23 protein-coding genes, 2 tRNA genes and 1 rRNA gene are annotated in these 25,409 nt (G+C 65.2%); 5 read left to right on the forward strand and 21 right to left on the reverse strand.

What is annotated here, in order from left to right; genetic code table 11:
- From IEY28_RS14520 to IEY28_RS14560, 9 genes are all read right to left on the reverse strand, one after another.
- A 16S ribosomal RNA gene (locus IEY28_RS14520) occupies positions 1 to 73 on the reverse strand; the annotation flags it as partial.
- 378 nt (positions 74 to 451) lie between these two features.
- Positions 452 to 730, reverse strand: coding sequence for a type II toxin-antitoxin system RelE family toxin (locus IEY28_RS14525; RefSeq protein WP_420842335.1), 279 nt, complete (start codon positions 728 to 730; stop codon positions 452 to 454).
- A gap of 135 nt (positions 731 to 865) precedes the next feature.
- Entirely contained in the window at positions 866 to 1,060 is a 195-nt protein-coding gene (locus IEY28_RS20685) for a hypothetical protein (protein WP_229783152.1), read from the reverse strand.
- A gap of 89 nt (positions 1,061 to 1,149) precedes the next feature.
- A tRNA-Ala gene (locus IEY28_RS14535) sits at positions 1,150 to 1,221 on the reverse strand.
- Positions 1,222 to 1,360: 139 nt separating this feature from the next.
- The gene (rpsJ, locus tag IEY28_RS14540) at positions 1,361 to 1,672 is read right to left on the reverse strand and encodes a 30S ribosomal protein S10 (RefSeq protein ID WP_135305362.1); all 312 of its coding nucleotides are present in this window, start codon (positions 1,670 to 1,672) and stop codon (positions 1,361 to 1,363) included.
- Positions 1,673 to 1,675: 3 nt separating this feature from the next.
- A complete protein-coding gene (gene tuf / locus IEY28_RS14545) occupies positions 1,676 to 2,941 on the reverse strand; it encodes a translation elongation factor EF-1 subunit alpha (RefSeq protein WP_188999213.1) in 1,266 nt (421 codons plus the stop codon).
- A gap of 310 nt (positions 2,942 to 3,251) precedes the next feature.
- Entirely contained in the window at positions 3,252 to 4,205 is a 954-nt protein-coding gene (locus IEY28_RS14550; RefSeq protein WP_188999216.1) for a homoserine dehydrogenase, read from the reverse strand.
- Positions 4,202 to 4,735, reverse strand: a complete 534-nt coding sequence (locus IEY28_RS14555; RefSeq protein WP_188999220.1) for an amino acid-binding protein — start codon at positions 4,733 to 4,735, stop codon at positions 4,202 to 4,204. Before IEY28_RS14555 ends, IEY28_RS14550 begins: the two co-directional genes overlap by 4 nt.
- Before the next feature lie 89 nt (positions 4,736 to 4,824).
- Positions 4,825 to 5,046, reverse strand: coding sequence for a hypothetical protein (locus tag IEY28_RS14560; RefSeq protein ID WP_188999223.1), 222 nt, complete (start codon positions 5,044 to 5,046; stop codon positions 4,825 to 4,827).
- Positions 5,047 to 5,144: 98 nt separating this feature from the next.
- Between IEY28_RS14560 and IEY28_RS14565 the strand changes: the two genes are divergently transcribed.
- Positions 5,145 to 6,245, forward strand: a complete 1,101-nt coding sequence (locus IEY28_RS14565) for a peptidase (RefSeq protein WP_188999227.1) — start codon at positions 5,145 to 5,147, stop codon at positions 6,243 to 6,245.
- A gap of 233 nt (positions 6,246 to 6,478) precedes the next feature.
- On the opposite strand, the gene IEY28_RS14570 is transcribed toward IEY28_RS14565, so the two are convergent.
- The gene (locus tag IEY28_RS14570) at positions 6,479 to 8,665 is read right to left on the reverse strand and encodes an elongation factor EF-2 (protein WP_188999233.1); all 2,187 of its coding nucleotides are present in this window, start codon (positions 8,663 to 8,665) and stop codon (positions 6,479 to 6,481) included.
- Positions 8,666 to 8,854: 189 nt separating this feature from the next.
- Here IEY28_RS14570 and IEY28_RS14575 point away from each other — a divergent pair, with 189 nt between their 5' ends.
- Positions 8,855 to 9,652: a DUF5781 family protein gene (locus IEY28_RS14575; RefSeq protein WP_188999237.1), complete on the forward strand. Its 798-nt coding sequence runs from the start codon at positions 8,855 to 8,857 to the stop codon at positions 9,650 to 9,652.
- Here IEY28_RS14575 and IEY28_RS14580 read toward each other — a convergent pair.
- From IEY28_RS14580 to IEY28_RS14600, 5 genes are all read right to left on the reverse strand, one after another.
- Positions 9,649 to 10,362 (reverse strand): energy-coupling factor transporter transmembrane component T family protein, encoded by a 714-nt coding sequence (locus IEY28_RS14580; RefSeq protein ID WP_188999240.1) that lies wholly within the window; start codon positions 10,360 to 10,362, stop codon positions 9,649 to 9,651. The genes IEY28_RS14575 and IEY28_RS14580 overlap by 4 nt on opposite strands.
- A complete protein-coding gene (locus IEY28_RS14585; RefSeq protein WP_188999243.1) occupies positions 10,356 to 11,060 on the reverse strand; it encodes an energy-coupling factor ABC transporter ATP-binding protein in 705 nt (234 codons plus the stop codon). Before IEY28_RS14585 ends, IEY28_RS14580 begins: the two co-directional genes overlap by 7 nt.
- Positions 11,057 to 11,641 (reverse strand): biotin transporter BioY, encoded by a 585-nt coding sequence (locus IEY28_RS14590; protein WP_188999246.1) that lies wholly within the window; start codon positions 11,639 to 11,641, stop codon positions 11,057 to 11,059. Before IEY28_RS14590 ends, IEY28_RS14585 begins: the two co-directional genes overlap by 4 nt.
- 154 nt (positions 11,642 to 11,795) lie before the next feature.
- On the reverse strand, positions 11,796 to 12,413 hold the full coding sequence (locus IEY28_RS14595; RefSeq protein WP_188999249.1) for a 30S ribosomal protein S7: 618 nt from the start codon (positions 12,411 to 12,413) through the stop codon (positions 11,796 to 11,798).
- A 2-nt stretch (positions 12,414 to 12,415) separates the two neighbouring features.
- Positions 12,416 to 12,844, reverse strand: a complete 429-nt coding sequence (locus tag IEY28_RS14600; RefSeq protein WP_135305350.1) for a 30S ribosomal protein S12 — start codon at positions 12,842 to 12,844, stop codon at positions 12,416 to 12,418.
- Between the two features lie 214 nt (positions 12,845 to 13,058).
- Between IEY28_RS14600 and IEY28_RS14605 the strand changes: the two genes are divergently transcribed.
- Entirely contained in the window at positions 13,059 to 15,473 is a 2,415-nt protein-coding gene (locus tag IEY28_RS14605) for a methyl-accepting chemotaxis protein (protein WP_188999253.1), read from the forward strand.
- A gap of 16 nt (positions 15,474 to 15,489) precedes the next feature.
- On the opposite strand, the gene IEY28_RS14610 is transcribed toward IEY28_RS14605, so the two are convergent.
- From IEY28_RS14610 to IEY28_RS14635, 6 genes are read right to left on the reverse strand one after another with little or no spacing between them, the layout of a single operon-like run.
- Positions 15,490 to 15,915, reverse strand: coding sequence for a NusA-like transcription termination signal-binding factor (locus tag IEY28_RS14610; protein ID WP_188999258.1), 426 nt, complete (start codon positions 15,913 to 15,915; stop codon positions 15,490 to 15,492).
- A complete protein-coding gene (rpoA2, locus tag IEY28_RS14615; RefSeq protein ID WP_188999265.1) occupies positions 15,915 to 17,090 on the reverse strand; it encodes a DNA-directed RNA polymerase subunit A'' in 1,176 nt (391 codons plus the stop codon). Before rpoA2 ends, IEY28_RS14610 begins: the two co-directional genes overlap by 1 nt.
- A 2-nt stretch (positions 17,091 to 17,092) precedes the next feature.
- Positions 17,093 to 20,002, reverse strand: a complete 2,910-nt coding sequence (locus IEY28_RS14620; protein ID WP_188999268.1) for a DNA-directed RNA polymerase subunit A' — start codon at positions 20,000 to 20,002, stop codon at positions 17,093 to 17,095.
- 1 nt (position 20,003) lies between these two features.
- A complete protein-coding gene (gene rpoB, locus IEY28_RS14625; protein ID WP_188999271.1) occupies positions 20,004 to 21,830 on the reverse strand; it encodes a DNA-directed RNA polymerase subunit B in 1,827 nt (608 codons plus the stop codon).
- Position 21,831: 1 nt separating this feature from the next.
- Entirely contained in the window at positions 21,832 to 23,397 is a 1,566-nt protein-coding gene (locus IEY28_RS14630; RefSeq protein ID WP_188999274.1) for a DNA-directed RNA polymerase subunit B'', read from the reverse strand.
- Positions 23,397 to 23,624 (reverse strand): DNA-directed RNA polymerase subunit H, encoded by a 228-nt coding sequence (locus tag IEY28_RS14635; RefSeq protein ID WP_166968171.1) that lies wholly within the window; start codon positions 23,622 to 23,624, stop codon positions 23,397 to 23,399. Before IEY28_RS14635 ends, IEY28_RS14630 begins: the two co-directional genes overlap by 1 nt.
- A gap of 288 nt (positions 23,625 to 23,912) precedes the next feature.
- Here IEY28_RS14635 and IEY28_RS14640 point away from each other — a divergent pair.
- Both IEY28_RS14640 and IEY28_RS14645 read left to right on the forward strand, forming a co-directional pair.
- Positions 23,913 to 23,985: transfer RNA gene (locus IEY28_RS14640), tRNA-Asp, on the forward strand.
- Between the two features lie 661 nt (positions 23,986 to 24,646).
- Entirely contained in the window at positions 24,647 to 25,297 is a 651-nt protein-coding gene (locus IEY28_RS14645) for a hypothetical protein (protein WP_188999277.1), read from the forward strand.
- Positions 25,298 to 25,409: the final 112 nt, after the last annotated feature.

Genomic DNA, 25,409 nt, shown 5'->3' on the forward strand with positions numbered 1-25,409 from the left:
ATCTAAGTTCGTGCGACTAGCATGGCTAAATCGGACTCCGATAGCAATGGCCTCCGGCAGGATCAACCGGAATGTGCTGACAAAGTCAGCGGCGGAAGTGGTTGCACTCCGTCGGAAGCGTAACCCACTGACTCCTACGTCAGTGGTGACTACTGTATGGGTCCGTGGGCTCACATCAGATTCCATCTTGACGGCGGACCGCAGGGGTGGAATCCTCATGGGGTCGAAGGGTACTCGCGTCGAGCAGCCTTCTACGAGCGACCGGTCGCCGCGTCGACGACCGGCCGTGTCGACCCGGGCGGCCCGGGGCGACCTTCGCATCATATCCGATGGGAGGGGTACATATAAATGACTCGTCTCGAGCCCGCCCTGTGCTGNGGGTTACACACTCATTTGAGAACCAACTGAGAAACGTCGTGGAATATAAACCCAAAGACAGCAGGGACCGCATCTAGCTGCCGAGTATTTGAGCGGCGGAAATCCGGGACATCGACCCGCCCCAGCCGAGCGTACGGGCGGGTCGGTACGGTCCGACGCGGAGTTTCGAGAACGGACCGCCGGTCGGTGGTTCGAGGCAGTCGTCGGGCTCACGCCACTCTGAGGCGACGATCGCGTCCAATTTCGAGACGATACGGTCCTGCACGCGCGGGTCGAGCGAGTCGAACTGGTCGGCCGCGCGGGTCGTGAACTTCCACGTCCACTCGTCATCGGCACTTGCGTCTCGGTCCATCATCTCGACGACTGCCTCGCGTGACACCAACTCTTCGTCACTCGCAGTTCGTGTTCGCTGGCGGTGACCTACTTTCACCCCTCGTGAGAGAATGCTGGGCGTTTCACCGCATCTCGTGCGGCGCCCCGATGGAACTCACTCCGGGACCCTGTTCGTTCCAAGTCGATCAGTGTCTTCGAGGAATCCCTCGCTGAGATGGAGGTTGATTCGGACCATCTCCGATCCGTCGTCGCCTGCCGCGGTATCCGCGTCGGAGATGGACAGACGCTTTGCAGACGCATCTGCCAAAACCTTGCCGCCGAGCGGACTCGCTATGCAGGTGGTACTCACGAAACCGTGTCCGTCACGGAGCGTAACGAATTCACGACGCCTCGATTGCGGCTGTCGTCCTAATGGACGTAACTGGTGTATGGTAGAAGTGGACTCGCCGGGATTTGAACCCGGGGCCTCTTCCTTGCGAAGGAAGCGATCTGCCACTGATCTACGAGCCCGCGTCGTCTGCCACTCGAACGCGGGGTAGTATAAACCCTGCGCGTGAGGGCGAACTTCGATAGCGATTCACACGGTGTGTGGGGTGTGTCCCGGCGTGCGATTCGGGGCGGGTGCCGTACTCGAGGACGACCGGTCGGGTTAGTCCTCGAGGACGATCTCGATGGAGACGTCGTTGGGCACCTGGATGCGCATCAGCTGGCGCAGCGCCCGTTCGTCGGCATCGATGTCGATGAGCCGCTTGTGGACCCGCATCTCCCAGTGTTCCCACGTGGCCGTCCCCTCACCGTCGGGGGACTTCCGGGTGGGAACCTCGAGCGTCTTCGTCGGGAGCGGAACCGGACCGGACAGTTCGACGCCGGTCTTCTCCGCTATCTCCCGCACGTCGGCGCAGATGTCGTCGAGGTCCTCGGGGCTCGTACCCGCGAGCCGAACGCGTGCCTGTTGGGACATGTGTTATCGCTCGTTGACGCTGAGGACCTTCCCAGCGGCGATGGTCTGACCCATGTCGCGGATAGCGAACGAACCGAGCTCCGGAATCTCGGAAGACGGCTCGATGCTGAGCGGCTTCTGGGGTCGGACCGTGACGACTGCGGCGTCGCCGTTCTGGATGAAGTCCGGGTTCTCCTCGGCGACTTCGCCGGAGGACGGGTCGATCTTCTTGTCGATGGACTCGACGGTACAGGCGACCTGTGCGGTGTGGGCGTGGAAGACCGGCGTGTACCCTTCGGTGATGACCGACGGGTGCTGCATCACGACGATCTGGGCCTGGAAGGTCTCGGCGACCGAAGGCGGGTCCTCGGCGGGACCACAGACGTCACCACGACGGATGTCGTCCTTGCCGACGCCACGGACGTTGAACCCGACGTTGTCACCGGGCTCTGCCTTCGGGACTTCCTCGTGGTGCATCTCGACGGTCTTGACCTCGCCGGCGACGTCAGACGGCTGGAAGCTGACGTTGTCGCCGGTGTTGAGGATACCCGTCTCGACACGGCCGACCGGGACCGTACCGATGCCGGAGATGGTGTAGACGTCCTGGATCGGCAGGCGGAGCGGCGCGTCCGTCGGCGGCTCCGGAGCCGGCAGGTTGTTGAGGGCGGTCAGCAGGATGTCGCCGTCGTACCAGCCCGTGTTGTCGGACTCCTCGGCGATGTTGTCGCCTTCGAAAGCCGAGATCGGGATGAACGAGGCGTTCTCCGTGTCGAAGCGGACCTGGTTGAGGAGGTCCTTGACCTCTTCGACGGTCTGCTTGTAGTCGGACTCGCTGTAGTCGACGAGGTCCATCTTGTTGACGGCGACGATGAGTTCGCCGATGCCCAGCGTACGGGCCAGGAAGACGTGTTCCTGAGTCTGCGGCTGAACGCCGTCGTCAGCGGCGACGACGAGCACGGCGTTGTCGGCCTGGCTCGCGCCCGTGATCATGTTCTTCACGAAGTCGCGGTGGCCCGGACAGTCGACGATGGTGAAGTCGTAGGCGTCCGTGCTGAACTCCTGGTGGGCGATGTCGATGGTGACACCACGCTCTCGCTCTTCGGCGAGGTTGTCCATGACGTAGGCGAACTCGAAGCCGCCCTTGCCCTTCTCCTCGGCCTCTTCCTTGTGCTGTTCGATGACGTGCTCCGGTACCGATCCTGTCTCGTAGAGGAGTCGGCCGACGAGCGTGCTCTTACCGTGGTCGACGTGGCCGATGATGGCCAGGTTCTGGTGTTGTTCGTCGCTCATTGTTGATTCTCACGCGCAGGGGCGCTATATCGGAGTCTTTGGCCGGTGGTTCATAAAACGATTTCGAAAGCAATCGCGGGCGAGAACCGCGCTGTCTGGCGATTTGGGACGCGGTGTCACGCAACGGGGCCTGCACCCGGTCTCACCGACCGCCTGTCGTTTGGGCAGTCAGTGCACGTCCGTGAAGACTGCACAGCCCCTGGTTTCGTATCGTCAGTCGCGTATAAAGTTGAGAGTTGCTGCCGGACAGTGTGTGAAAATGCTGACAGAGTCTGGGTAGGAGTACCGGCGCGCCACGAAACCGCGCTTCCTACAGGTCGGGCAGGCGACCCACGTCCGCGAGGACGGCACTCGCCGTCTCGGGGCCACCGGCACCGCGCCCGGAGATGTTGAGTCGGCCGGCGTGTTCGGTCTCTAGCTGGACGATGTTGCGCGTGCCCGTCGGGGCCAGCGGTGCGTTCTCGGGGACGAGTCGCGGGCCGACCCGGACCTCGCCGTCGGCCACTTCGGCGATGAGCCGCACCGTCCGCCCGTCTTCGGCGGCCAGTTCGAGGGCGCTCCCCTCGATGTCCTCGATGCCCTCGACGTCGGCGTCTTCGAGCGTGTACTCGCTGTCGTCGTCCGAGAGGACGTTGGCGACGATGACGCCCTTGAGTGCGGCGTCGGTGCCGTCGACGTCGAAGGTCGGGTCGGCCTCGGCGACGCCGAGGTCCTGGGCCTCCGCCAGCACGTGTTCGTAGCCCAGTCCCTCGGCGCTCATCCGCGAGAGGATGAAGTTCGCCGTGCCGTTGAGGACGCCTCGGACCGCGTTGATGTGTTCGGGGTCGAAGTCGTCGATAGTCGAGAGGACCGGCATCGCACCGCCGACGGTCGCCTCGAACAGCACCGTCCCCGCGCTCTCACGTTCGAGTGCGCGCACGTCCGCGTAACGCTCGGCGACGGGGCCCTTGTTCGCCAGCACGACGTGGCGGTCGCGTTCGAGCGCGGCCTCGACGTGACCGAAGCCGGGTTGGGCGTCGCCCAGCGTCGTCGGCGTCGCCTCGACGAGCACGTCGTAGGCGCCGTCGAGGGCGTCCTCGGGGGTGGCGTCGCCGACGATGCCGTCGGTCGCTTTCCGGTCGATAGCGCCAGCCACGTCGATGCCGTCCGGGTCGACGGCGGCACTCTGGGAGTCCGCGTAGGCCGTGACCGTGTGGCCGTAGCCGGCCGCCAGTTCGGCGACCGAGGAGCCGACCGCACCGGCACCGAGGACGGCGAGTCTCATAGGTCACCTCCGGCCGCGAGCGGTTCGATGACGCGTAAGTCCTTCTCGGCCGCGAGGGCACGGACCGTCTCCATCACGCCGTCGGCGGCGCCCTGTTCGGTCGCCAGTCGGATGCGTGCGCTGGAGGCGTCCTCGGTCCCCTCGGGGGCAGACAGCGAGAGGTCGGTCACCGTGGCGTTCGTCGATTCCTGGATGCGCGAGAGCGTATCCGAGAGGTCCGTGTTGATGAGATGTCCCGAGAGGACGACCGTCAGCGTCTCGCTGTAGCGTTCGGCACCGGCCTGGATGACGTTGATGCCGGCGTCCCGAACGGCGTCGACGATGCCCTCGAATCGCTCGGGGGTCGCCTCTAGGTCGACCTCCACGGGGATGTGCCCGCGGGGCGTGACGTTGCCCCGCTCGTGGAAGATAGAGAGGAGGTTCCCGCCGTTGTTGGCGATGGGTTCGAGCGCCCGCAGCAGCTCGCCCGGTTCGTCGACCAGTTCGAGCCGCAGTGTGTAGGACCGAACCTCGTCGGTCGAGTCGCTCATCGCCCGCTCACCTCCTGTGGAGTAGTACCGCTCATTGTGGGAGACTCAGCAGGGGCACGTATAAGAAACCGTCCGTTTGGTCGGCGGTGTCAGGGCAAGTACCGGTCGTAGAGGTCGTCGATCCACTCGTTGTACTCCTCGCCGCGCGGAGAGCCCCACGGGTTCCGCGAGAAGTAGTAGATGGCCGCAAACAGCGTCGATATCCAGAGCGCTATCGCCGGCGAGACGACTAGCTGCCAGAGGAACGTCGAGGTCCCGGCGACGAGCGCAGCGACGAGGAGATCGACGGCCTGATGGAGTCGGTTCGGCATACCAGTCGGTTGGCCGTGCAGTGGCCTAAACGTAGGGGCCACCGGTGCGTAGGTCACGAGACGCCACCGTTTTGCCGGTGCGCCGTGGGGGGACCCATATGCTCGCCCTCCAGTCGTCACCACCCGCACTCGGACCGCCGCTCGTCGGTACGGTCGTCCTCGCCGTCGCCGGGGCCGCCCTCGGCGCGATGGGGAGCGCCGTCGTCCGCCGCCTCTCGAACCCGGTCGGAAAGTACCGGTTGTTCTACGGTATCGTACTGTTGCCCTTCGCGGTCGTCTCGTACGTCGTCCTCGGCGCACTCGGACTGGGACCTGCCGTCGTCGCGCCGCTGTTCGGGACACAGTCTGGCCCCCTCGTGACGGCAGCGGCCGCCTTCGTCGAGACCGTCGCTGCGGGCGTCGTCGCCGTCGCCGCCTACGCGCCGACGGTCCGCGGTGTTCGAACGGTCAGGGACATCGGTCTCACGACACGACGAGCGGTCGCACAGATGCTACGGTACGTCGTCGGTGTGAGCGTGCTTCTCACCGTGTTTTTCACCGCGTTCAGGCACGGCGACTCGGTGCTCGTACTCGTCGCCGGCCTCGCTGCGTTCGTCGTCGTCCTCTACTTCGGCGCACCGTGGTACGTCCCGCTGTTGCGTTCGACGCGCCGTCCCGACGACGAGGCGGGCGACCGTCTCGAACGCCTCCGGTCGCGGGCCGGTCTCGACGTCCGCGATACCCGGATACTCGAAACCGGAGACGCGGAGACGGCCAACGCCATCGTCCGCGGACCGCCGGGGTACCGTCGCCTGTTCGTCAGCGACGCGTTCCGCGACGCCTTCGACGACGACACCGCGACAGCCCTGCTCGCGGTACAGGCCGGCCGGGTCGACGCGAACGTCCTCACCCGGTTGCTCGGAACAGTGGTTGCAATGGCGGTATTGCTGCTGTTGAGCCTCGACGGCCCGATGCTTCCGCTGCTGGCTGGCGCTGTCGGGACGCTCCTCTGTGGCCTCTGGTTCACGCGCCGAGGGGTGGACGCCGCCGACGAGTACGCCGCCGAACGGGTCGGTAACGAGACGCTCGCCGTCGCGCTCGAACGCTACGCCTCCTTTCACAGTCTCGAACCGAGTCGACGGCGCATCCCGAACCCGCTGTCGAAGTCACCCACGCTTGGCGACCGAATCGACAGGCTGCGAGAAGACACAGAGGGATAGAAGCGCACCGCGCCGACGGGTTCCGCGGCACTCGATTCGAGATCACCGGGGTCGAACGCCACGCGATCCGGCCGACGTAGTTCGCTCTAGCCGACCGACACCGGTCTCGCGCTCCACGCTTCGTGAGTGTCACTCCCGGGTCCGGATAGTCACTGCCGGAGGCGGGTCTCGAACGTCGCTCGAAGTCGTCCGAGAGAGCGCCGCGTGCCCTCTCAGCGGACAGAAAGAGTGAGTTAGAAGTAGTCGATGGCGGCGGGCAGTTCCGTCTTCATGCCCTTGCGCTCTCGAATCTCGGTGATCTTCTCGGGCTGGAGGTTGTCGGCCATGACCTGGAAGCCGGCGTTCTCCGTGTTCCAGGAGGCACGACCCTCGGTGGCCGAGCGGATGTCAGAGGAGAACCCGATCATCTCGTCGACGGGCGCGACGCCCTCGACGACCATCAGGTCCCCTTCCTGGTACATGTCGTCGACGCGGCCACGGCGACCCTGAATCTCGCCGGAGGCGGCGCCCATGTGTTCGTTGGGCACGTCGATGCGGACCTGCTGAATCGGCTCCAGCAGTTTGATGTCCGCGTCGATGAGGGCGTTGTGGACGGCCTCACGCACGGCCGGAATGACCTGGGCCGGACCGCGGTGGATGGCGTCCTCGTGGAGACGGGCGTCGTGGAGACGCAGGAGGGACCCCTGGACCGGCTCCGCGGCGAGGGGGCCGTCGTCGAGGGCCTCTTCGAGCCCCTCGATGACCAGTTCCATCGTCTCGTTGAGGTGCTGGATACCCTTCGTCTCGTCGAGCAGGATGTTGGTCCCGTGGATGTGCTCGATGTTCTGGGAGTCGTCCTTGTCCATGCCGGCCTCCTGCAGCGCCTCGCGGCGCTCCAGTTCGGGCATGTCCATCGACGCCTCGCCGAGCTTGATGGTCTCGACGATGTCGTCGCTGAGCGGTTCGACGGTGATGTAGAACCGGTTGTGGTTGTTCGGCGAGCGACCCTCGACCTCGCGGGACTCGCTCTGGGGCGCCTCGCGATAGACGACGATCGGTTCCCCGGTGTTGATGGGGATGCCCTGGTTGCGCTCGATGCGCTGCCCGATGACCTCCAGGTGGAGTTCGCCCTGCCCGGAGATGAGGTGTTCGCCGGTGTCCTCGTTGATCTCGATCTGGATGGTCGGGTCCTCCTTCGCGACCTGCTGGAGCGTCTGGATGAGCTTCGGCAGGTCGTCCATGTTCTGTGCCTCGACGGACTTCGTGATGACCGGCTCCGAGATGTGTTCGATGGACTCGAAGGGGGTCATCTCGATGGAGGACACCGTGGAGCCGGCGATGGCGTCCTTCAGACCGGTGACGGCGGCGATGTTGCCGGCGGGTACTCGCTCGACTTCCTCGCGCTCGCCACCCATGTAGATGCCGACGCTCTGGATGCGGTTCTTGCCCGCGGTCCCGGAGACGTACAGCTCCTGGCCTTTCTCCAGCGTGCCGGAGAAGACGCGGCCGGCGGCGATCTCGCCGGCGTGGGGGTCGACGCCGATGTCGGTGACCATCAGGACGACCTCGCCGTCCTCGTCGACTAGTCGCATCTGCTCGGCGAGTTCGGACTCGGCGTCGCCACGCCAGATGCGCGGGATACGCATCGGCTGGGCGTCGACGGGGTTCGGGAAGTGTTCACACACCATGTCGAGGACGACGTCCGACAGCGGCGTGCGGTCGTGGAGTTCCTGACGCTTGTCGTTGCGCTCCAGTTCCATGATCTCACCGAAGTCCATCCCGGTGCGCTGCATCGACGGCATCGAGACGCCCCACTTGTAGAGGGCAGACCCGAAGCCGACGGTCCCCTCCTCGACGGAGACGGTCCAGTCCTCGACGTCGTCCATCTCCTCGGTCATCCCGCGGATGAGCTCGTTGACGTCCTGGATGACCGCGAGAAGACGCTGTTGCATCTCTTCGGGACCTTCCTGCAGTTCGGAGATGAGGCGGTCGACCTTGTTGATGAACAGCGTCGGCTTGACGCCCTCGCGGAGTGCCTGCCGGAGAACCGTCTCCGTCTGGGGCATGGCGCCTTCGACGGCGTCTACCACGACGAGCGCGCCGTCGACGGCACGCATCGCACGGGTCACGTCGCCACCGAAGTCGACGTGGCCGGGGGTGTCGATGAGGTTGATGAGGTGGTTCTGGTCCTCGTACTCGTGGGTCATCGAGACGTTCGCGGCGTCGATGGTGATCCCACGTTCCTGCTCGTCTTCCTCCGTGTCCATGGCCAGTTGCTGGCCAGCCGTATCGTCGGAGATCATGCCCGCACCGGCGAGCAGGTTGTCCGTCAGCGTCGTCTTGCCGTGGTCGACGTGAGCGGCGATGGCGATGTTCCGGATGTGCTCCGGGTCGTCCATCAGTGTCTCACATTCTTGAACGATTTTCTTACGTCGGCCCATTATACAGAAGCGTATCCACAGGAGGGTCAAAAGGATAGTGTTTCCGTGTGAGCGTGCTATTCGCACGCGAACGTAGCACTCGGGAGACGGCAGGGACGTCGGACCGCCGAGCCGAGCACCCGGATAGGGAAAAACGGTGTGCGGATCGCCACAAGAGCCATACGTTCTCGCCGAGTGTGAACAACACACATGGACGTCCACGTACGGAGTGGGCCGGCGGAACCGTTTCTCAGCGCGCGGAACCTCTTCTCGACCGAGTACGACCTCGACCGCCCGGTGACAGTACGGGTGGAAGCGGACCCGGACGAACGGACCCGCGTGAGTCACGACGACGACAGCCATCGACTGACGATCTCACGGAAGGCCGCGACGAGTGCGATGGCCCGCGAACTCGCACTCCACGAGTTCGCACACATGCACCACTACGAACGGGGTCATCCCTCACACACGCAATCGACCGAGGAGGCCATCTACCTCGCACTCGCCGGACGCTCGGTCGAACGGCGGAAGCTGATTCACTGCTATCAGATCGCGAACCACATGAAAGACGTCTACGCCGACGACGTCTGGATGGCGATGGCGCCGGGCGACAAACTCGTCGGCTTCCTCGAGGCGAGTCTGGCGGCCGCAGTCGCCGACCGCCCGGCCGAGATGCGCGGGTGGGGGAGTATGGCCGCCCCACCCCGGCATCGGCGAGCGAGCGATGCAGCGACCCGTCTCACGCCCGCCGCGGACCCGGACATCACGGCGGTCAATGCCGCCTTCGCGCTGGCGCTCTGTGAGCGCCACGGCCTCGTGGCCGACGGCCACCGACTGTACGACCTCGCACACGCGGCCGCACACGACGCCGCCGACGTCGACCTCGTGGAGTTCAAGCGCCATTTCGAGTCGCTCGCGCCGGACCCCGACGAGTCGGAGTTCCGCAAGGCGCTGGTCGACGTGACCAGAGCGTACGCCAGCGACGAGAGCGGTCGCGCCGCCGACTAGAAGCGTGTCAGCACCGGCGAGAGCGCCAGTGCCAGCCCCAGCGCCAGCACCGGGTAGTCGGCCCGAGCGAACGCGAGGGGCGGGAGCGTCGGGTTCCACGCGAAACAGCGCGCCCGAAGCGCGACGCCGAGTCGGTCGGAGCGAGCGAGGGTCCGTTCCAGTGACCGGACGACGAGCAATCGCGCCCGCTCCCACGGCGGGCGACGCTCGCCACCGCGGGCCCGTATCGCGTCGCGAATCTCGCGAACGTCGACGAGGACGACGGGGAACAGGCGAACGACCAGCGCCGTGCCGACGCCGAGCAACTGCCCGGCTTTCCCCGGGACGAGACGCTGGACCGCCGCACGCGTCTCCCGGACCGGCGTACTCCGCAGGTAGGCGGCGCTTACGAACAGGACGGGAACGACCCGAGCGACGAGACGTGCCGAGCGAAGCGCCGGGTCGACCCGAAACCACGGCGGCCCCAGCGTGACGCCGGCGAGCAGCGGCGCGAGTGCCAGCACCACGAGGACGACCCGGTACGACCGGACGACGGCCAGCGGCGAGAGTCTCGCCGTCGCGGCCGCTAGCAGGCCCAGCACCGTCGCGCCGGCGAGCCACGGCACCGTCGGGTGGGCGACGACGGCGACGGCGAGGCCGAACTGGACCAGTAGTTTCGACCGGGGGTCCAGCCGATGGGCGAACGTATCGCCGGGTCGGTAGCTCAGCATCGCGGGTCACGCACGCCGAGGGCCGCGAGGTCGTCGAGCGCCGTCTCGGGGTCGTCGTCGAGGGCGACCCGTCCCGCCCGCATCCCGACGACGCGGTCGGCCCGTTCGTGGAGGTCACGCAGGTCGTGGGTCACGACGAGGAGCGCGGTACCGTCGGCGTAGAGCGAATCGAGATGTGAGAGGACGCGCTCACGGGCCGGCCAGTCCAGCCCCGCCAGCGGTTCGTCCAACACGAGATAGTCGGGATCCATCGCGAGCGCGCCCGCGATGGCCGCACGCGCCTGTTCGCCGCCGGAGAGTTCGTCGAGTCGTTCGTCGGCCCGGCCGTCCAGCCCCACGGCCGCGAGCGCGTCCTCGACGCGCCTGTCTATCTCGGCCCTGTCGAGGCCGAGGTTCTCCGGACCGAAGGCCACGTCGGCGCCGACCGTCGCCGCGACGAACTGGTCGCGAGGATGCTGGAACACCATGCCGACGGTCGTCCGTGCGACTACCGGCGCCTCGCTCACGTCGGTCCCGTCGACTTCGACCGCCCCGCTGTCGGGAGTCAACAGCGCGTTGAGGTGGCGGACGAGCGTCGTCTTCCCGCTCCCGTTGGGGCCGACGAGCAGACAGAACTGGCCCTCGGGAATCGAGAGCGACACGTCGTCGAGGACGATCCGGTCGTCGTACCGGAAGGTGAGGTCCCGAACCGCTATCATCGCCGTACGAGGTAGCCCCCCTCGACGATGGCGACGGCGATACCGAGTTTCAGCAGGTCGAGCGGGACGTACGGCGCCATCACCCCGGCGGCACGCGGGAGCGGGAAACCGGTGACAGCGGAGAGCCACGGGACACCGATGGCGTACACGACGACGAGCGCCGCGAACAGGCCCGTGAGTTGAACGGGAACGGACACCGAAGAGAGGGAACGCGGTTCGACGCCCCGGTGGACGATGGCACCGGCGACGACGGCGCCGACGAGAAAGCCGACGAGGAAGCCGCCGGTTCCCTGTCCGACGAGGACGTACCCCAGTCCGGCATTGCCGTTCGAGAACACCGGCACCCCGGCGATACCGACGAGAATGTACAGCGTCAGCGCGAACCCACCCCAGAGCGGTCCGAGGAGGAGGCCCGCGAAGAACATCCCGAACGGCTGGAGCGAGAACGGTGGCAGCGGCCCCGGAATCGGTATCGACACCTGGGAGAGCGCCGCCGTCAGCGCCGCGACGAGGACAGCCGTCGTGAAGTGCTTGACCGTCTCCTCGCCGACCAGTTCGACCGACTCGTGCTGTTGTGACATGCGCTATCCTCTCTCGTCAACCAGAATATAACCGACGGTTGACGGCCTCGTGCGTGGCGGTCGGGCGCGTCTCGGACCGACTAGCGAACCGACGAGCCAGACGGCGACGCCGCGGCTGAGCGGGCGAGAAAATCGAGAAAGACAGTCGGTCAGATTAGCGAGCGGCGGCCGCGACGCGCTCTTTTTCCTCTTTCTGGTTGACGGCGTACGTCTGGACGTCGTCGTTGGCGGCACCGATGAGCTGCTGGGCGAGTGCCTCGGCAGCGCTGGTGGTCGTCTTGTACGTGCTCCCGTAGACGCCCTCTGCGAGGTACTTCAGGGCCTGATCGACGCGGCGCTGGGGGGCGACGTCGACGGCCTTCGGGACGGAGATGCCACCGTACTTCAGGCGGACGGTCTCCTCTCGGGGGGCGCTGTTCTCGACGGCGCGGACGAGCACCTGCACCGGGTTCTCCTCCGTGCGCTCGTGGACGATGTCGAAGGCGTCCTGCACGATGGAGGTGGCCAGTTGCTTCTTGCCGGTGTTCTCGTCGGTCTGCATCAGGCGGTTGATGAGACGCTCGACGACGCTGATCTCGGACTTCTTGAACTGCTTGTCCGCGTGGCGACCCATCGTGTGGGCGATGGGCGTCACGGTGATGTAGCGCTCGGTCGAGGGGTCGGTGTACTCGATGTCGGTGACCGACCACGTACCGAACAGTTCGGCGCGGGCCGTCTCTTCCTCGTCTGTGCCGGCGGGTGCGTCGGGTTCGGGTTGTTCTTCCTCGCTCATGATTATCGGACCGGTTTCTCGGCGTTGCCGCGGACGAGTTCGATCATGGAGACGCCGTTGACCTTCTCGACCTTGTAGTTGACACCGGAGAGGTCGCCCATCGCACGACCCTTCGCCCCACCGATACCGGCGATGGTGACCTCGTCGTGCTCGTCGATGAAGGAGATAGCGCCGTCACCGGGACAGAACGCAGTGACCTGCTTGCCGTTCTTGATGAGCTGAACACGCACACATTTCCGAATCGCTGAGTTGGGCTGTTTCGCTTCGATGCCCACCTTCTCCAGTACGATGCCTCGACCCTGCGGCGCGCCCTCGAGCGGGTCGGACTTCTTGCCGAGTCCGCGTTCGCGGCGCGCGTAGTCAGAGTCGGACCACCGGTGCTTCTGGCGGTCCTTCTTGAGTTTGCGCGCGGCGTATTTGCCGTTTGCCATAGTAGGCATCGTTATCCTGCCGAGGTACTTAAGACTCCTCTTTTGTCGGCGCCGTACCGCCCGCCTGAGGCGGTCTCCCCCACGTGAACCGGTCACACCGTCAGCCCCGATATTTGTTGTTGATAACCGGGGAGTAGCCTTTACAGTTCCCTTTAGAAAAGTAGGGGCAACGTACACAATCGAATATGGCCGCAAAAGAATCCGACACAGACCCATGAATAGTGCGAAACTCCTCCCTGACGCCGTTCGGCAGAGCTACCTCCGGAAGTTCGCACTCGCCGTCGCCGTCATCGCGGTGGTGGTCACGAGCGCCGGCCTCGTCGCCCAGAGCACCATCGCCGCCGAACTCACCGAGCAACGCGAAGGCGAACTCTCGACGACGACACAACAAGAGGCCCAGTCGATGTCCGACTGGCTCGAACGACAGGAACGGACGACGAGGCTCCTCTCGAATCACTACTACGTCGCCGGCGCGACCGCGACGCGAGCACAGGGGACCTTCGAGAACGAAAAGCAACGTCTCGATGGCTCCGTCCACGCTATCAACTACGTCTCGTCGGCGACCAACCGCATCGAGCGAAGCACGGTCGACGCCTACCGCGACCAGACGCTGAGCGACTTCGGCGTGGCGTGGCGGCGGGGCACCCTCGTCTTCGAGGACGCCGACGACGTCGCCCAGTCGCGCGTGTTCCGTCACGACGGTCACTTCTACATCGCGTTCGCGAGTACCGTCCCGGAGAGCGAGTCTCTCACCGTCGTCTTCTACAACGTGAGCAAGCGGTCACAAGCGTTCAGTAACTCTATCGACGGGAGCGAGACGATGGTCGTCGAGTCCGGTACCGGCCGGAACGAAATCGTCTTCGCCGACAATCAGTCGCGCATCTTCAGTTGGTACGACGGCGAGTACGGCGCGGCCGCCGTCGAGGCGGGTGCCAGCGGGGGCACCGGCGTCATGCAGGCCGGCGACCGAGTACTCAGCTACGCGCCCGTCGAGGGCACCGACTGGGTCGTCGTCAAGAGTGCCCCGAGCGAGAACGTCTACGCCCTCCGTAACCAGGTCGAACGAGATCTGTTCGCGCTTATCGGCCTCGCACTGGTCGGATTCGTCGTCTTCGGAGCGGTCGTCGGCCGCGACATCCGACGCTCGCTGACCCGGGTCGCCGACCGCGCCGAGGCGTTGGCCGCCGGTCGTATCAACGAGGCCAGCGAGACGAGCGACCGACTCGACGAAATCGGGCAGGTCGAGCGGGCGTTTACCGACATCCAGTCCTATCTGGGAACCGTCGCCTCGCAGGCCGACGCACTCTCCAGACAGGAGTTCGACGACCCGGTCCTCGAAGAAGACGTTCCGGGACGCCTCGGCGAGTCCCTGGACGCGATGCGGACCGACCTCCAGCGCTTCATCTCGGAGATAGAAGACGCGAAGGCCGACGCCGAGGATGCACAGCGGGAGGCCGAAGAACTGGCGACCTCGCTGGAACAGCAAGCCGAGGAGTTCTCGGCCGTGATGCGCCGGGCCGCCGACGGCGACCTGAGCCAGCGCCTCGACACCGAGACGGGCACCGATGCGATGGACGAGATAGCGCGGGCGTTCAACGACATGCTCACCGAACTGAGCCAGACCGTCGTCCACATCCGGGAGTTCGCTACCGAGGTCGACGGCTCCGCCGACCAGATAACGGCGAGCGCCACCGAGGTTCGGGACGCGAGCGAGGAAGTCAGCGAGTCCGTCCAGGAGATCGCAGGCGGAGCCGACCGCCAACACGAGAACCTCCAGCAGGCCGCCAACGAGATGTCGAACCTCTCTGCGACCATCGAAGAGGTCGCCGCACAGGCCAACGAGGTGGCCGGCACCACCGAGGAGGCCGCCGACGTCGGTGAGACCGGAAGCGAACGTGCCGGCGAGGCCATGTCGGTCATGAACGATATCGAGCGCCGGGCCGACGAGACGATCGCCCGCGTGGAGGCACTCGACGAGGAGATGGCCCACATCGGCGAGGTGGTCGACCTCATCGACGACATCGCCGAGCAGACGAACATGCTCGCGCTGAACGCCTCTATCGAGGCCGCCCGTGCCGGCGAGGCCGGGTCCGGGTTCGCCGTCGTCGCCGACGAGATAAAGCAACTCGCCGAAGAGACCGGCGAGGCCACCGACGAGGTGTCTGCGGTCATCACCGACGTACAGGACTCGACCGACGAGGCCGTCTCGGACATCCAGGAGATGGGCGACAGCATCACCGAAGGCATCGACACCGTAGACGACGCCATCGAATCGCTGGAGACTATCGTCGACCGGGTCGAGAACGTCAACGACGGCATCCAGTCCATCAACGACGCGACCGACGAACAGGCCAGCGCCACCGAGGAGACGGTCGCGATGGTCGACGAAGTCGGCTCCATCAGCGAAGAGACCGCCAGTCAAGCCGAGGACGTCGCCGCCGCCGCGGAAGAACAGACCGCGACGATCAACGAGGTGACCACGAGCATCGAATCGCTGTCGGCACAGGCGACGGACCTCCGTGAACTCCTCACGCAGTTCGACGTCGAGACCGGGCAACACCACGGGAGCGATACCGACGTGTTCGACCCCGAAGTCGCCGCCAACGGCGAGGGCGAGGACGACGACTAAAAGAACCGGTCGTCGCTCAGGTCAGTTCGATGCCGTCGATCTCGAAATGCCGTTTCGCAAGCATCCGTGCGGCGTCGATGTTGCGACCCTCGCGGCCGATGGCCGCGCCGCGGTCCTCCTGTGCGACCTCGACGTAGGCGACGGTGTCGTCGTTCTCCGAGACGGTGACGTTGTACACCGCCGCCGGAGCCAGCGCGTTCGCGACGAAGTTCTCCGCCGTCTCGGCGTCCTCGACCAGTTTCACGTCGCGACCGAGTTGCGCTTCGACGGCTTCGACCGTCTGTCCGCCGGGGCCGATGGCGTCGGCCATCTGGCCGTGTTTGACGAGGTAGACGATCTGGTCGTGGTCCTCGTCGACGACGCAATCCCGGACGGTGACGTCGGCCTCGTCCTCGAAGAGGGCGACCAGTCGGCGCGCTTCGTCCGAGATTTCGACCCGCATCAGTCCTGACTGGTGCCCATGCGGAGGTCGACGTCGCCGGTGCCCAGTTTGATGGGCTTGCCGACGATGACGTTCTCGGTGACGCCGTCGAGTTCGTCGACCTCGCCGTGGATGGCGGCGTCGAGCAGGTGGTTGACGGTGACCTCGAACGCCGCACGCGCGAGTACGGAGTCTTTCGATCCGGAGATGCCGTGGCGGCCGATGGACTCGATGGTCCCCTCGTTGGTCATGATGTCCGCGACCAGCATCAGGTGCCGGACGTTCACGTCGTCCAGCCCCTGCTCTTCGAGGGTGTTCATCGTCTCGTTGATGAGCGTCTCGCGGGCCGCTTCGACGCCGAGGCTCCGGTAGATCTCGTGGATGTTGTTACACGTGGTGCGGGAGGCGTCGACGCCCTCGATGCCCAGCACCTCGCCGAAGTCCGACCCCTCGGTGTAGAGGACGAACTCCTCGCCGTTGTCGGTCTCCTCCTTGCGGATGACGACGCGGGAGATCTCCTCGATGCCCTTGAAGACGATGTCGCGCAGTTCCTCGACCAGTTGGAGGAGGTCCCGGTAGCTCGGCTCCTCGGGGCCGAACTCGATGACGGTGCCGGCCTGTCGGGTCTGGACGCCGAGATTCGACTCGATGGTCTCGGCGATCTCCTCGGCGATGGCCTCCGTGTCGTTCACGGTCGGCCAGCGTTCCAGCAGCGTGTCCTCGTTCAGGTCGATCTGGACGAGCATGTCCGCGACGTTCGTCGAGATGTCACCCAGCGCGAGGATGCGTGTGGCCTCTATCTTCCAGACGACCTCGTGTGCGCGCTCGCGGTCGTCGGCGTACTCCTCGTCCAAATGGACGGTCATCATCGGCGTGTCCGGCGTCTTCCGGGCGTCCACCAGTTCGATGAGGCGCGGCAGCCCCTGCGTGACGTCGATTTCGGCGACCCCCGCGTAGTGGAACGTGTTCATCGTCATCTGGGTCCCCGGTTCCCCGATGGACTGGGCCGAGACGGTCCCGACCGGGTCGAGCGGGTCGACACGCGTGTCCATGTAGCGGGACTCGACGGCCTTCGCGATGCGGTCGGCGTCCTCGACGCCGACGCCCTTGGCTTCTATCGTGCTGTACACGTCGTCTTTCAGCCGTCGCGGGAGTTCAGTGTCCTCGACGACGGCCTCGATGTCTTCGGATACCATGGTTAGTCATCACCCTCGGCCATCCACCAGTCGTCGGCGTGTTCCGAGAGGTTTGTCCGCTCGGTGCGCTGCCCGAGGAAGCTCTCTTTCTGTTTCTCGCTCTCGAACTCCTCGTTGAGGACGCTGTCGGCGATCTGCTCGACGTCGACGGCGGCCTCGTCCTGACTGGAAGAGACGTCGACCGGCGACGTGCCGTCCTCGCCGAACTCGAACTGGACGATGGTGTCCGAGGTGTCCCGGACGGTGCCGTCGTACTGGGTCTCCAGTTCGGAGAGCGCGTTGATGAGACGGCGCTGGAGGTACCCGGACTTCGAGGTCCGGACTGCCGTGTCGACCAGCCCCTCGCGACCACCCATGGCGTGGAAGAAGAACTCCTTCGGCGAGAGGCCCGAGCGGTAGGAAGCTTCCACGAAGCCGTGGGCGTCCGCCGAGAGGTCACCCTCCTCGAAGTGCGAGAGAGTACGGTTCTCGTAGCCACGGTTGATACGCTCGCCGCGGACTGCCTGCTGACCGACACAGCCGGCCATCTGGGTCAGGTTCAGCATCGACCCACGCGCGCCGGACTCGGCCATCACGACGGCCGGGTTGTCGTCGTCGAAGTGGTCTTCGGCGATGTCACCGGCAGAGTCACGCGCCTTGCCGAGCGTCTGCATGATCTTCATCTCTAGGGTCTCGTCGACGGTCCGGCCCGGCAGGGATTCGAGGTCACCGCGCTCGTAGGTCTCGATGAGTTCCTCGACGCGGTCGTAGGCGTTGTCGATGGCGTCGTTGATCTGCTCTTCGGCCGGTCGCGGAATCGACTCGTCGTCGATACCGATAGAGAACCCGAAGTGCATGATAGAGCGCATCGCCAGCGCCGACACTTCGTTGACGAGGATGCGGGCACGCGTCTTCGAGTAGTCCTTCGCGATGGTGTCGACGACTTCGCCGCCGAACGCGCCGACGGCGTCCTCGTCGATGGTCCCGGAGGTCATCTCGCCGTCCTCGATGGTGACGGTGTCGCCGGCCGAGGACGTAAACTCGAGGTTGAGGTCGTCCGGCAGCAGTTCCGAGAACAGCGTGCGGCCGGTCCAGTACGCCTCGCCGGTGTCGTCGACGCCGTCTGCCTCAGGCAGTTCGTCGATGCGGGTCGCACGCAGGAGGTCCAGCGCCTGCGTCTCGTTGAACTGCGGGTTGGTGTGAGTCAGCAGATAGGTCCCGCTGATGTGGTCCTGAATCGCGCCGATGATGTTCTCACCGAAGCGCGGCGAGAGCATCTGTTCCTGCACGCGCATGAGGACGCGGGCCTCGGCCCGGGCCTCCTCGTTTTGCAGGGCGTGCATGTTCATCTCGTCGCCGTCGAAGTCGGCGTTGTACGGCGGGCAGACGACGGTGTTCAGCCGGAACGTCTTGTACGGCATCACGACCACTTCGTGGGCCATGATGGACATCCGGTGCAGCGACGGCTGCCGGTTGAAGATGATGATGTCACCGTCCACGAGATGCCGGGACACTTCCCAGCCGGGTTCGACCTTCTCGGCCAGTTCCTCGCAGTTCTTCTCGGTCACCTTGAGTCGGCGGCCGTCCGGTCGTCGGACGTAGTTGGCGCCGGGGTGACCCTCGGGGCCGTTGGCGACGTAGCGACGAGCGTTGTCGAGGTTCCGCTCGTTGACGTTCATCGTCTGGGTCATCTCGCGAGCGACGCGTTCTGGGACGCCGACCTCGTTCAGCGAGAGGGTCGGGTCGGGCGAGATGACGGTACGCGCAGAGAAGTTGACGCGCTTCCCGGACAGCGAGCCACGGAAGCGACCTTCCTTGCCCTTCAGCCGCTGGGAGAGGGTCTTCAGGGGCCGACCGGAGCGGTGTCGAGCCGGTGGCGTGCCCGAGATCTCGTTGTCCATGAACGTGGTGACGTGGTACTGCAGGAGTTCCCAGAGGTCCTCGATGATGAGTTGGGGCGCACCCGCCTCGCGGTTCTCCATGAACCGCTGGTTGATACGGATGATGTCGACCAGCTTGTGGGTGAGGTCGTCCTCGGAGCGCTGGCCGTTGTCGAGCGTAATCGAGGGGCGAGCGGTGACCGGCGGCACCGGCAGCACCGTCAGAATCATCCACTCGGGACGGGATCGCTCGGGGTTCATCCCGAGCACTTCGATGTCCTCGTCCGGGATGTCCTCGAACCAGTCCCGGATGTCGCTGGGCATCAGCTTGTTCATGTCCTCCTCGGTCAGGTCGACCGAGAGCGCCTTCTCCAGTGCGCGGCGGTCGTCCTGTCGCGGGCGGAACTCGCCGCTTAGAATCTCTTGTACGCGCCCGCTGTCGATGCCGGTCTCCTCTGCGAGGTCCGTCGGTGCGATGCGTTCGTCGGACTCCTCCATCGCCTCGGCGATGCGGTCGGGGTAGTCCGCGGCCAGAACCTGCTGGACCTCGTAGTAGGTCGTCGGCTTCTCGTGTTTGATGTCGTACTGCTTCTCGCCACAGAACGGACAGCGGTCCTTCTTGCGAGCCTGTCGGATGGCGGCCTTCGTCACGTCGTTGAGGTCACGACCGAGGTCACGCGAGCGCTGGAGTTGGTCGCTGAACTCCTCGCGTTCGCCCTCGTCGAGACAGAGCCGCGAACACTCACGGCAGGTACCGCGCAGGAGCCGTCGAATGAGCTTCGCGAACCCGACGTGGATGACCGGGGCGGCGAGTTCGATGTGGCCGAAGTGGCCGTTACAGGACCCGCTGTGTTTCCCACAGGTCTTACACTCCAGTCCGGGGTCGATGACGCCCAGTCGCGGGTCCATCAGCCCCATGTCGATGGGGAAGCCGTCGTCGTCGTAGGTGTCGGCCGTGATGACCTTCGTGGCCGACATCTCTCGGTACTCCTCGGGGTCCATCAGCCCGAAACTGAGCTGACCGATTTCCTGTGGTGTCTGTTGGGAACTCATGCTAGACTGCGTCCTCCAGTTCGATTCGCGGAGCGATGCCGAGTGCCTTCATCTCGTCGAGCAGAAGCTTGAACGCGTAGGACATCTCCACCTCGTGGATGTCCGTCTCCTCCTCGCAGTTCGGGCAGTAGATGCGCCGTTGTTCGACGTTCTCGACGGCGGTCATGCCACACTCACCGCAGACGTTGATCCACTCGCGGTCGGACTCGTCCAGCAAGCGCTCTTTGAGCGCCATCGCCGCGCCGTGCCCGATGAGCACGTCCCGCTCCATCTCACCCACGCGGAGGCCACCCTCGCGGGCGCGCCCCTCGGTGGGCTGGCGGGTAAGCACCTGCACCGGCCCGCGCGAACGGGCGTGCAGTTTGTTCGAGACCATGTGGTAGAGCTTCTGGTAGAAGATGTCCCCGACGAAGATGTCGGCTTCAATCTTCTCGCCAGTGACCCCGGAGTACATCGTCTCCTTGCCGCTTGAGTCGAAGCCGTGGGCTTCGAGCGACCCGCGGAGTTCGTCCTCGTCCTCGCCGGTGAAGGCGGTGCCGTCGACACGGCGGCCTTCGAGTGCGCCGACCTTCCCGCCGATCATCTCGAGGATGTGGCCGACGGTCATGCGCGAGGGGAGCGCGTGCGGGTTGATGATGAGGTCCGGCACGACGCCCTCCTCGGTGAAGGGCATGTCCTCCTGCGGTGCGATGTGACCGACGACGCCCTTCTGGCCGTGCCGGCTGGCGAACTTGTCCCCGAGTTCGGGGATACGCTCGTCGCGCACGGACACCTTCGAGAGCTTCGAGCCGTCTTCGCCCTCCATGAGCGTGACGGTGTCGACGACGCCGGACTCACCGGAGCGCATCGTGACGCTCGTCTCTCGACGTTTCTGGGGGGAGAGCCCGCCCATGTCGTCCGGTTCTTCGAGGAACCGGGGCGGCGACGTCTTCCCCAGCAAGACGGCGTTCTCGCCGACGTCCGTCTCCGGGTTGACGAGGCCGTCGTCGTCTAAGTGCGTGTACGCTTCCTCGCCGCGAGCGCCGCGGACCTCGTCGTCGGGCATCTCGAAGCGGTCCTCCTGTCCGCCGGGGTAGCGCCGTTCCTCGCCCTCGTAGGTCCGGAAGAAGTGCGACCGGGCGAGCGCGCGGTCGACCGACCCCTTGTTCATCACGAGTGCGTCCTCGATGTTGAACCCCTCGTAGCTCATGACGGCGACGACGAAGTTCTGTGCCGCCGGCCGGTCGTCGTAGCCGATCTGTTCGGTGGTCTGGGTCTTGACCATCGAGAGCTGCGGGTAGTGCAGCAGGTGCTGGCGGGTGTCCGGGCGAATGCGGTAGTTCGCGCTCGGCAGGCCCAGCGACTGCTTGATCATCCCCGACCCCATCGTAATCCGGGGCGAAGCGTTGTGTTCGGGGTACGGAATCATCCCCGCACCGATACCGAACATCAGTTGCGGGTCGACTTCGAGGTGGGTGTGGTTCTCGGTGAGTTCGCTCTCGTCGACGCCGACGAGGATGTCCTCCTCCTCCTCGGCGTCGATGAACTCGACCATGCCGCGCTCGACGAGCTCCTCGAACTCGAGGTCGCCGTTCTTGACCTGCTCGACCTCCTCGTCGGACATCAGCGGTTCGCCGTCTTCGACGACGAGCAGTGGTCGGCGGGCGCGGCCAGCGTCGGCGTTGATGATGACCTCGTCGGTTCGGTCCTTGACCGAGACGTTGACCATCTGGGAGACGTCTCCCCGGCGTCGCGCCTGTCGGACCTGATCTGCGAGCTGTTCGGGGTCGGGATGTGTCCCGACCAAACTACCGTTGACGTATACCTTGGCTTCTCGTCCCTGACTCATGTTAGTCGTCCGCGGGCTGCTGTTGGATGGATTCGATACCGGGGATGCCCTGGACCCCCATATCTGCGAGTTCCTGTTTGAGACCCTGTGCGTCTTCGACGTCCTGTGAGAGCTCCATCGCCTGCGCGAAGTTCTTCACCAGCCCACAGTTCGGTCCCTCCGGCGTCTCGGAGGGACAGATGCGACCCCACTGGGTCGCGTGCAGGTCACGCGCTTCGAAGTGCGGTTGCGAGCGCGAGAGTGGCGAGCGCAACCGTCGGAGGTGTGAGAGAACCCCCATGAAGTCGGTCCGGTCGACCAGTTGGGAGACACCGGAGCGGCCACCGACCCAGTTCCCCGTCGCGATGGGGTGTTCGAGTCGTTCGGTCAGCACGTCCGAGCGGACGACAGTGGAGACAGAGAGCTGTCGGTTCCGCATGTTCGCGCGTTCGAGCTGGTACTTCACGTCCCGGGCGAGCTTGTTCAGCGCCGTCCGGAACAGGTCGGTCATCAGGTCGCCGCTTACCTTCAGCCGCTTGTTGGCGTAGTGGTCCTTGTCGTCGGACTCGCGCCGTTCGAGGGCGAGTTCGAAGCAGGCCTCGGCCATCCGGCAGAGGTAGTACGCCTTGTTGATGCGGACCTCTTCCTCGTCGACGCCCTCCTCGTGGAGGTGTGGCAGGAGGTAGCGGTCGATGACGTAGTTGGCGCGTTTGAGCTGGTAGTTCTTGCCCTGCCCGGAGGCGACGCGCTGACCGAGCGTCTCGATGGCTTCCTCGGTCGTCTGGACCTCGGCTTCCTCGAGGTTTTCGAGCATGAACTTCACGATTTCCGGGTCCTCGGAGACGCGGTGGACGATCTCCTCGTCGGATTCCAGGCCCAGCGCGCGCACGAGCGTCACGAAGTCGATGCTGCCGGAGACAGACGGGAAAGAGACTTCCAGCAGGCCGTCGCGGGTGCGCTCACAGAGAACGAGTGCGCGGTAGCCACGGCGCTGGGAGAACGTCTTAGCGACCTGCACTTCGTCGCCGTACTTGGTGTCGTACTCCGCGAGAATCTTGTTCGGCGCGAGGTCCTCGCTGGTCATCAGGACTCGCTCGGAGCCGTTGACACAGAAGTAGCCGCCGGGGTCGGCGGGGTCCTCGCCGATGTCGATGAGTTCCTCGTCGGAGAAGCCGGCGATGTTACACTTGTTCGATCCGACCATGATGGGCATGCGCCCGATCTTGGTCTCGGTCCGGTCGACGACTTCCTCGGGTTCTTCCTCGCCGCCGCGGACGATGGCCATCTCCATGAACACCGGCGCGGAGTAGGTGATGTTCCGGAGTCGGGCCTCCTGCGGGTAGAGCAGTTCCTCGCTCCCGTCGGCTTCCCGCACTCGGGGGGTGACGACGCGGACGTCGCCGAGTTCGACCCACACCGGTTCCTGTCCCTCCTTGTCGCCGATGTCGGTGTCGATGGTCTCTTTCTCGTCGACGACCTGTTGCATCCCTCGGTCGAGGAAGGCGTTGAACGAGCGGAAGTGATGTTCTGCGAGCCGTTCCTTCGCGAAATACTCGCGCGAAATCGCGCGTCGGTCCTGTGTGTCCATTATTCCACCACCAGTCGATAGACGACTGCCGTATCGGTCGTTCGCGAGTCGCGTTCGATGCGGATGACATCGCCGACCTCCGCGTCGTCCGGGAGTCCCGGGTCGGCGCGTTTGATCTTCGGGAGGTCGGTCTTCTTGATGTCGTACTCGTCGAGCACTGCCTCGAGGTCGTCCTCGTCGACGACGCTGTGGTCGGGGACGAGGTCGTGTTGACTTACATCTACCATGTGTGTGTGCGTGCGTGGGGCCTGCTGCTGGAGAAGGTGGCTGTCACGAGATACTACAGGTCGGTATTGTCGGGACGCATATAACACTTACCAACTTGGCCTGCTGTAGCTATCGAGCCCCACAGCGCCCGCACACAGGCGGCCGTGGGATGGCCTCTCGTACCAGCCAGTTCGGCCAGACCGGATATAGAAGTTTGGGTCCCGTCACGGGTACCCATAACAGGGCGCCTTCCTTTGGAAAGCCTTAATACTACCACCGGGATACGAATGAATGCAGCAAGGCAGCGTGCCCGGATGGTGTAGTGGCCCATCATACGACCCTGTCACGGTCGTGACGCGGGTTCAAATCCCGCTCCGGGCGCTTTCTGACGCGAACTATTCCGACGAGCATCGCGTGTGCTCGTCTCCGTGAGCGTCGAAACGTAGACGAGCTGAGTCGAACCCTGCCAGTCGCGCGCAGCGACCGGAGGGAGAGCACGTCTGGCTCCGGTTCAAATCCCGCTCCGGGCGCTTCTTCGAACTCAAATCGACAAGCGGCGCGTTTCGTCGGCCCGTCCCGAGTTCGCTGTGTGACTGCGAGGGAGTCGACTCACGCGAGACGACAAATGCGGGCCTCAGGACCGATAACGACTGGTAGCGACGGTATAACCATACACGCGGGCCGAGAACTGCGGCGCGTGAGGGGGAGTTCCCCCTCTCCCTGTCATAGGCCCGCCGCGACGGCGGACGTACAGACACTAACAGCAGTCCGGCATAGGCTTTGTCCCACCCGCGGTGGGCGGTGGTAGTGACGAGACGATCACGGAGCAGCGCGGTTCAGACGGTCAGAGCGGCCCACCGAAGCTGGCTGCTCGGACGGGCGTACGGCCGCACTCTCAGCGACCCTCGACGACGGCCCACGCAAAACGCGCAGCGAGTCGCGGGCGCCGAGAGCATCGGGGCGCTCTGACACTGATACCGCTACCTGAACACGACGGTCAGACGCCGACAGACTGTTTAGTGGCGCCGTTCCAACAGGGAGCATGGACGACGTGGACGGCGAGGAGATGCCCGGCGCCATCGTCGAGGCGTTCCTCGAACGCGAGGAGGGCGTGCGGGCGCTACTGGAGGAACTGGAGAAGTTGACCATCGAGGGGCGCCACGAGGAGGTTCGCGAGCGTCTCCGGAACCTCGCCGACAGCGACGAGTCGGTGTTCTACACCGTCGCGTTCAGCCTCACCACCTCCCGGCAGTTCTTCGGCGACGTGGAGGCCCAACTGGACGTGACCGCCGCCGACCGCCTGCGCGACCTCGCAGAGACGTACTCGACGCTCGCCGAACCGTTCAACATCGTGCGCACGGAGCGAGCGGAGGACCGGCTAAACCCGGTGACCGACACCAGCTACACGGTCACTTACCACCACACCGTCGAGTCACCGATGATCACGTACAGTCCGCTCTCTGGCGACCAGCAGTTGTACGAATCACGAGGGACACCGAGCGAGGTGTTGCGGGTGGCGACGGACCTCGCGTCGGCGACGACCGACGGCCTCGACGTCGCCTTAGAAAACGACTACTCCGTCAACACCGAGGAACTGAGTACGCTCATCGACCGGCGAGAGGAGTTAGAGACGGAGTTGTCGAAGCTCAGGGACCAACTGGACGAGTTGCGGCGGACACCCGTAGAGGAGTAGGGTGGGGCGCGAGCGAAGCGAGCGGTCCACCTCGAAAGCGAGCGGTGACCGGAGTGAACCGCGAGCAGTAGCGAGGGTCTGAGCGGAGCGAAGACCCTCGGCGAAACGGGGA

Source organism: Haloarcula pellucida (assembly GCF_014647235.1).
Taxonomy (GTDB): Archaea; Halobacteriota; Halobacteria; order Halobacteriales; family Haloarculaceae; genus Haloarcula; species Haloarcula pellucida.

Excerpts from the sequence above, each read along its gene's own strand:
- rpsJ (WP_135305362.1), bottom strand. The coding sequence starts at position 1,672 with ATGTCCCAACAGGCACGCGTTCGGCTCGCGGGTACGAGCCCCGAGGAC.
- IEY28_RS14590 (WP_188999246.1), bottom strand. The coding sequence starts at position 11,641 with ATGTCACAACAGCACGAGTCGGTCGAACTGGTCGGCGAGGAGACGGTC.
- IEY28_RS14600 (WP_135305350.1), bottom strand. The coding sequence starts at position 12,844 with ATGGCAAACGGCAAATACGCCGCGCGCAAACTCAAGAAGGACCGCCAG.
- IEY28_RS14565 (WP_188999227.1), top strand. The coding sequence starts at position 5,145 with ATGCTCGCCCTCCAGTCGTCACCACCCGCACTCGGACCGCCGCTCGTC.
- IEY28_RS14580 (WP_188999240.1), bottom strand. The coding sequence starts at position 10,362 with ATGCTGAGCTACCGACCCGGCGATACGTTCGCCCATCGGCTGGACCCC.
- IEY28_RS14605 (WP_188999253.1), top strand. The coding sequence starts at position 13,059 with ATGAATAGTGCGAAACTCCTCCCTGACGCCGTTCGGCAGAGCTACCTC.
- IEY28_RS14570 (WP_188999233.1), bottom strand. The coding sequence starts at position 8,665 with ATGGGCCGACGTAAGAAAATCGTTCAAGAATGTGAGACACTGATGGAC.
- IEY28_RS14575 (WP_188999237.1), top strand. The coding sequence starts at position 8,855 with ATGGACGTCCACGTACGGAGTGGGCCGGCGGAACCGTTTCTCAGCGCG.
- IEY28_RS14595 (WP_188999249.1), bottom strand. The coding sequence starts at position 12,413 with ATGAGCGAGGAAGAACAACCCGAACCCGACGCACCCGCCGGCACAGAC.
- IEY28_RS14585 (WP_188999243.1), bottom strand. The coding sequence starts at position 11,060 with ATGATAGCGGTTCGGGACCTCACCTTCCGGTACGACGACCGGATCGTC.
- IEY28_RS14610 (WP_188999258.1), bottom strand. The coding sequence starts at position 15,915 with ATGCGGGTCGAAATCTCGGACGAAGCGCGCCGACTGGTCGCCCTCTTC.
- IEY28_RS14555 (WP_188999220.1), bottom strand. The coding sequence starts at position 4,735 with ATGAGCGACTCGACCGACGAGGTTCGGTCCTACACACTGCGGCTCGAA.
- tuf (WP_188999213.1), bottom strand. The coding sequence starts at position 2,941 with ATGAGCGACGAACAACACCAGAACCTGGCCATCATCGGCCACGTCGAC.
- IEY28_RS14645 (WP_188999277.1), top strand. The coding sequence starts at position 24,647 with ATGGACGACGTGGACGGCGAGGAGATGCCCGGCGCCATCGTCGAGGCG.
- IEY28_RS14635 (WP_166968171.1), bottom strand. The coding sequence starts at position 23,624 with ATGGTAGATGTAAGTCAACACGACCTCGTCCCCGACCACAGCGTCGTC.
- IEY28_RS14620 (WP_188999268.1), bottom strand. The coding sequence starts at position 20,002 with ATGAGTTCCCAACAGACACCACAGGAAATCGGTCAGCTCAGTTTCGGG.
- rpoA2 (WP_188999265.1), bottom strand. The coding sequence starts at position 17,090 with ATGGTATCCGAAGACATCGAGGCCGTCGTCGAGGACACTGAACTCCCG.
- IEY28_RS14630 (WP_188999274.1), bottom strand. The coding sequence starts at position 23,397 with ATGGACACACAGGACCGACGCGCGATTTCGCGCGAGTATTTCGCGAAG.
- IEY28_RS14560 (WP_188999223.1), bottom strand. The coding sequence starts at position 5,046 with ATGCCGAACCGACTCCATCAGGCCGTCGATCTCCTCGTCGCTGCGCTC.
- IEY28_RS14525 (WP_420842335.1), bottom strand. The coding sequence starts at position 730 with ATGGACCGAGACGCAAGTGCCGATGACGAGTGGACGTGGAAGTTCACG.
- rpoB (WP_188999271.1), bottom strand. The coding sequence starts at position 21,830 with ATGAGTCAGGGACGAGAAGCCAAGGTATACGTCAACGGTAGTTTGGTC.
- IEY28_RS14550 (WP_188999216.1), bottom strand. The coding sequence starts at position 4,205 with ATGAGACTCGCCGTCCTCGGTGCCGGTGCGGTCGGCTCCTCGGTCGCC.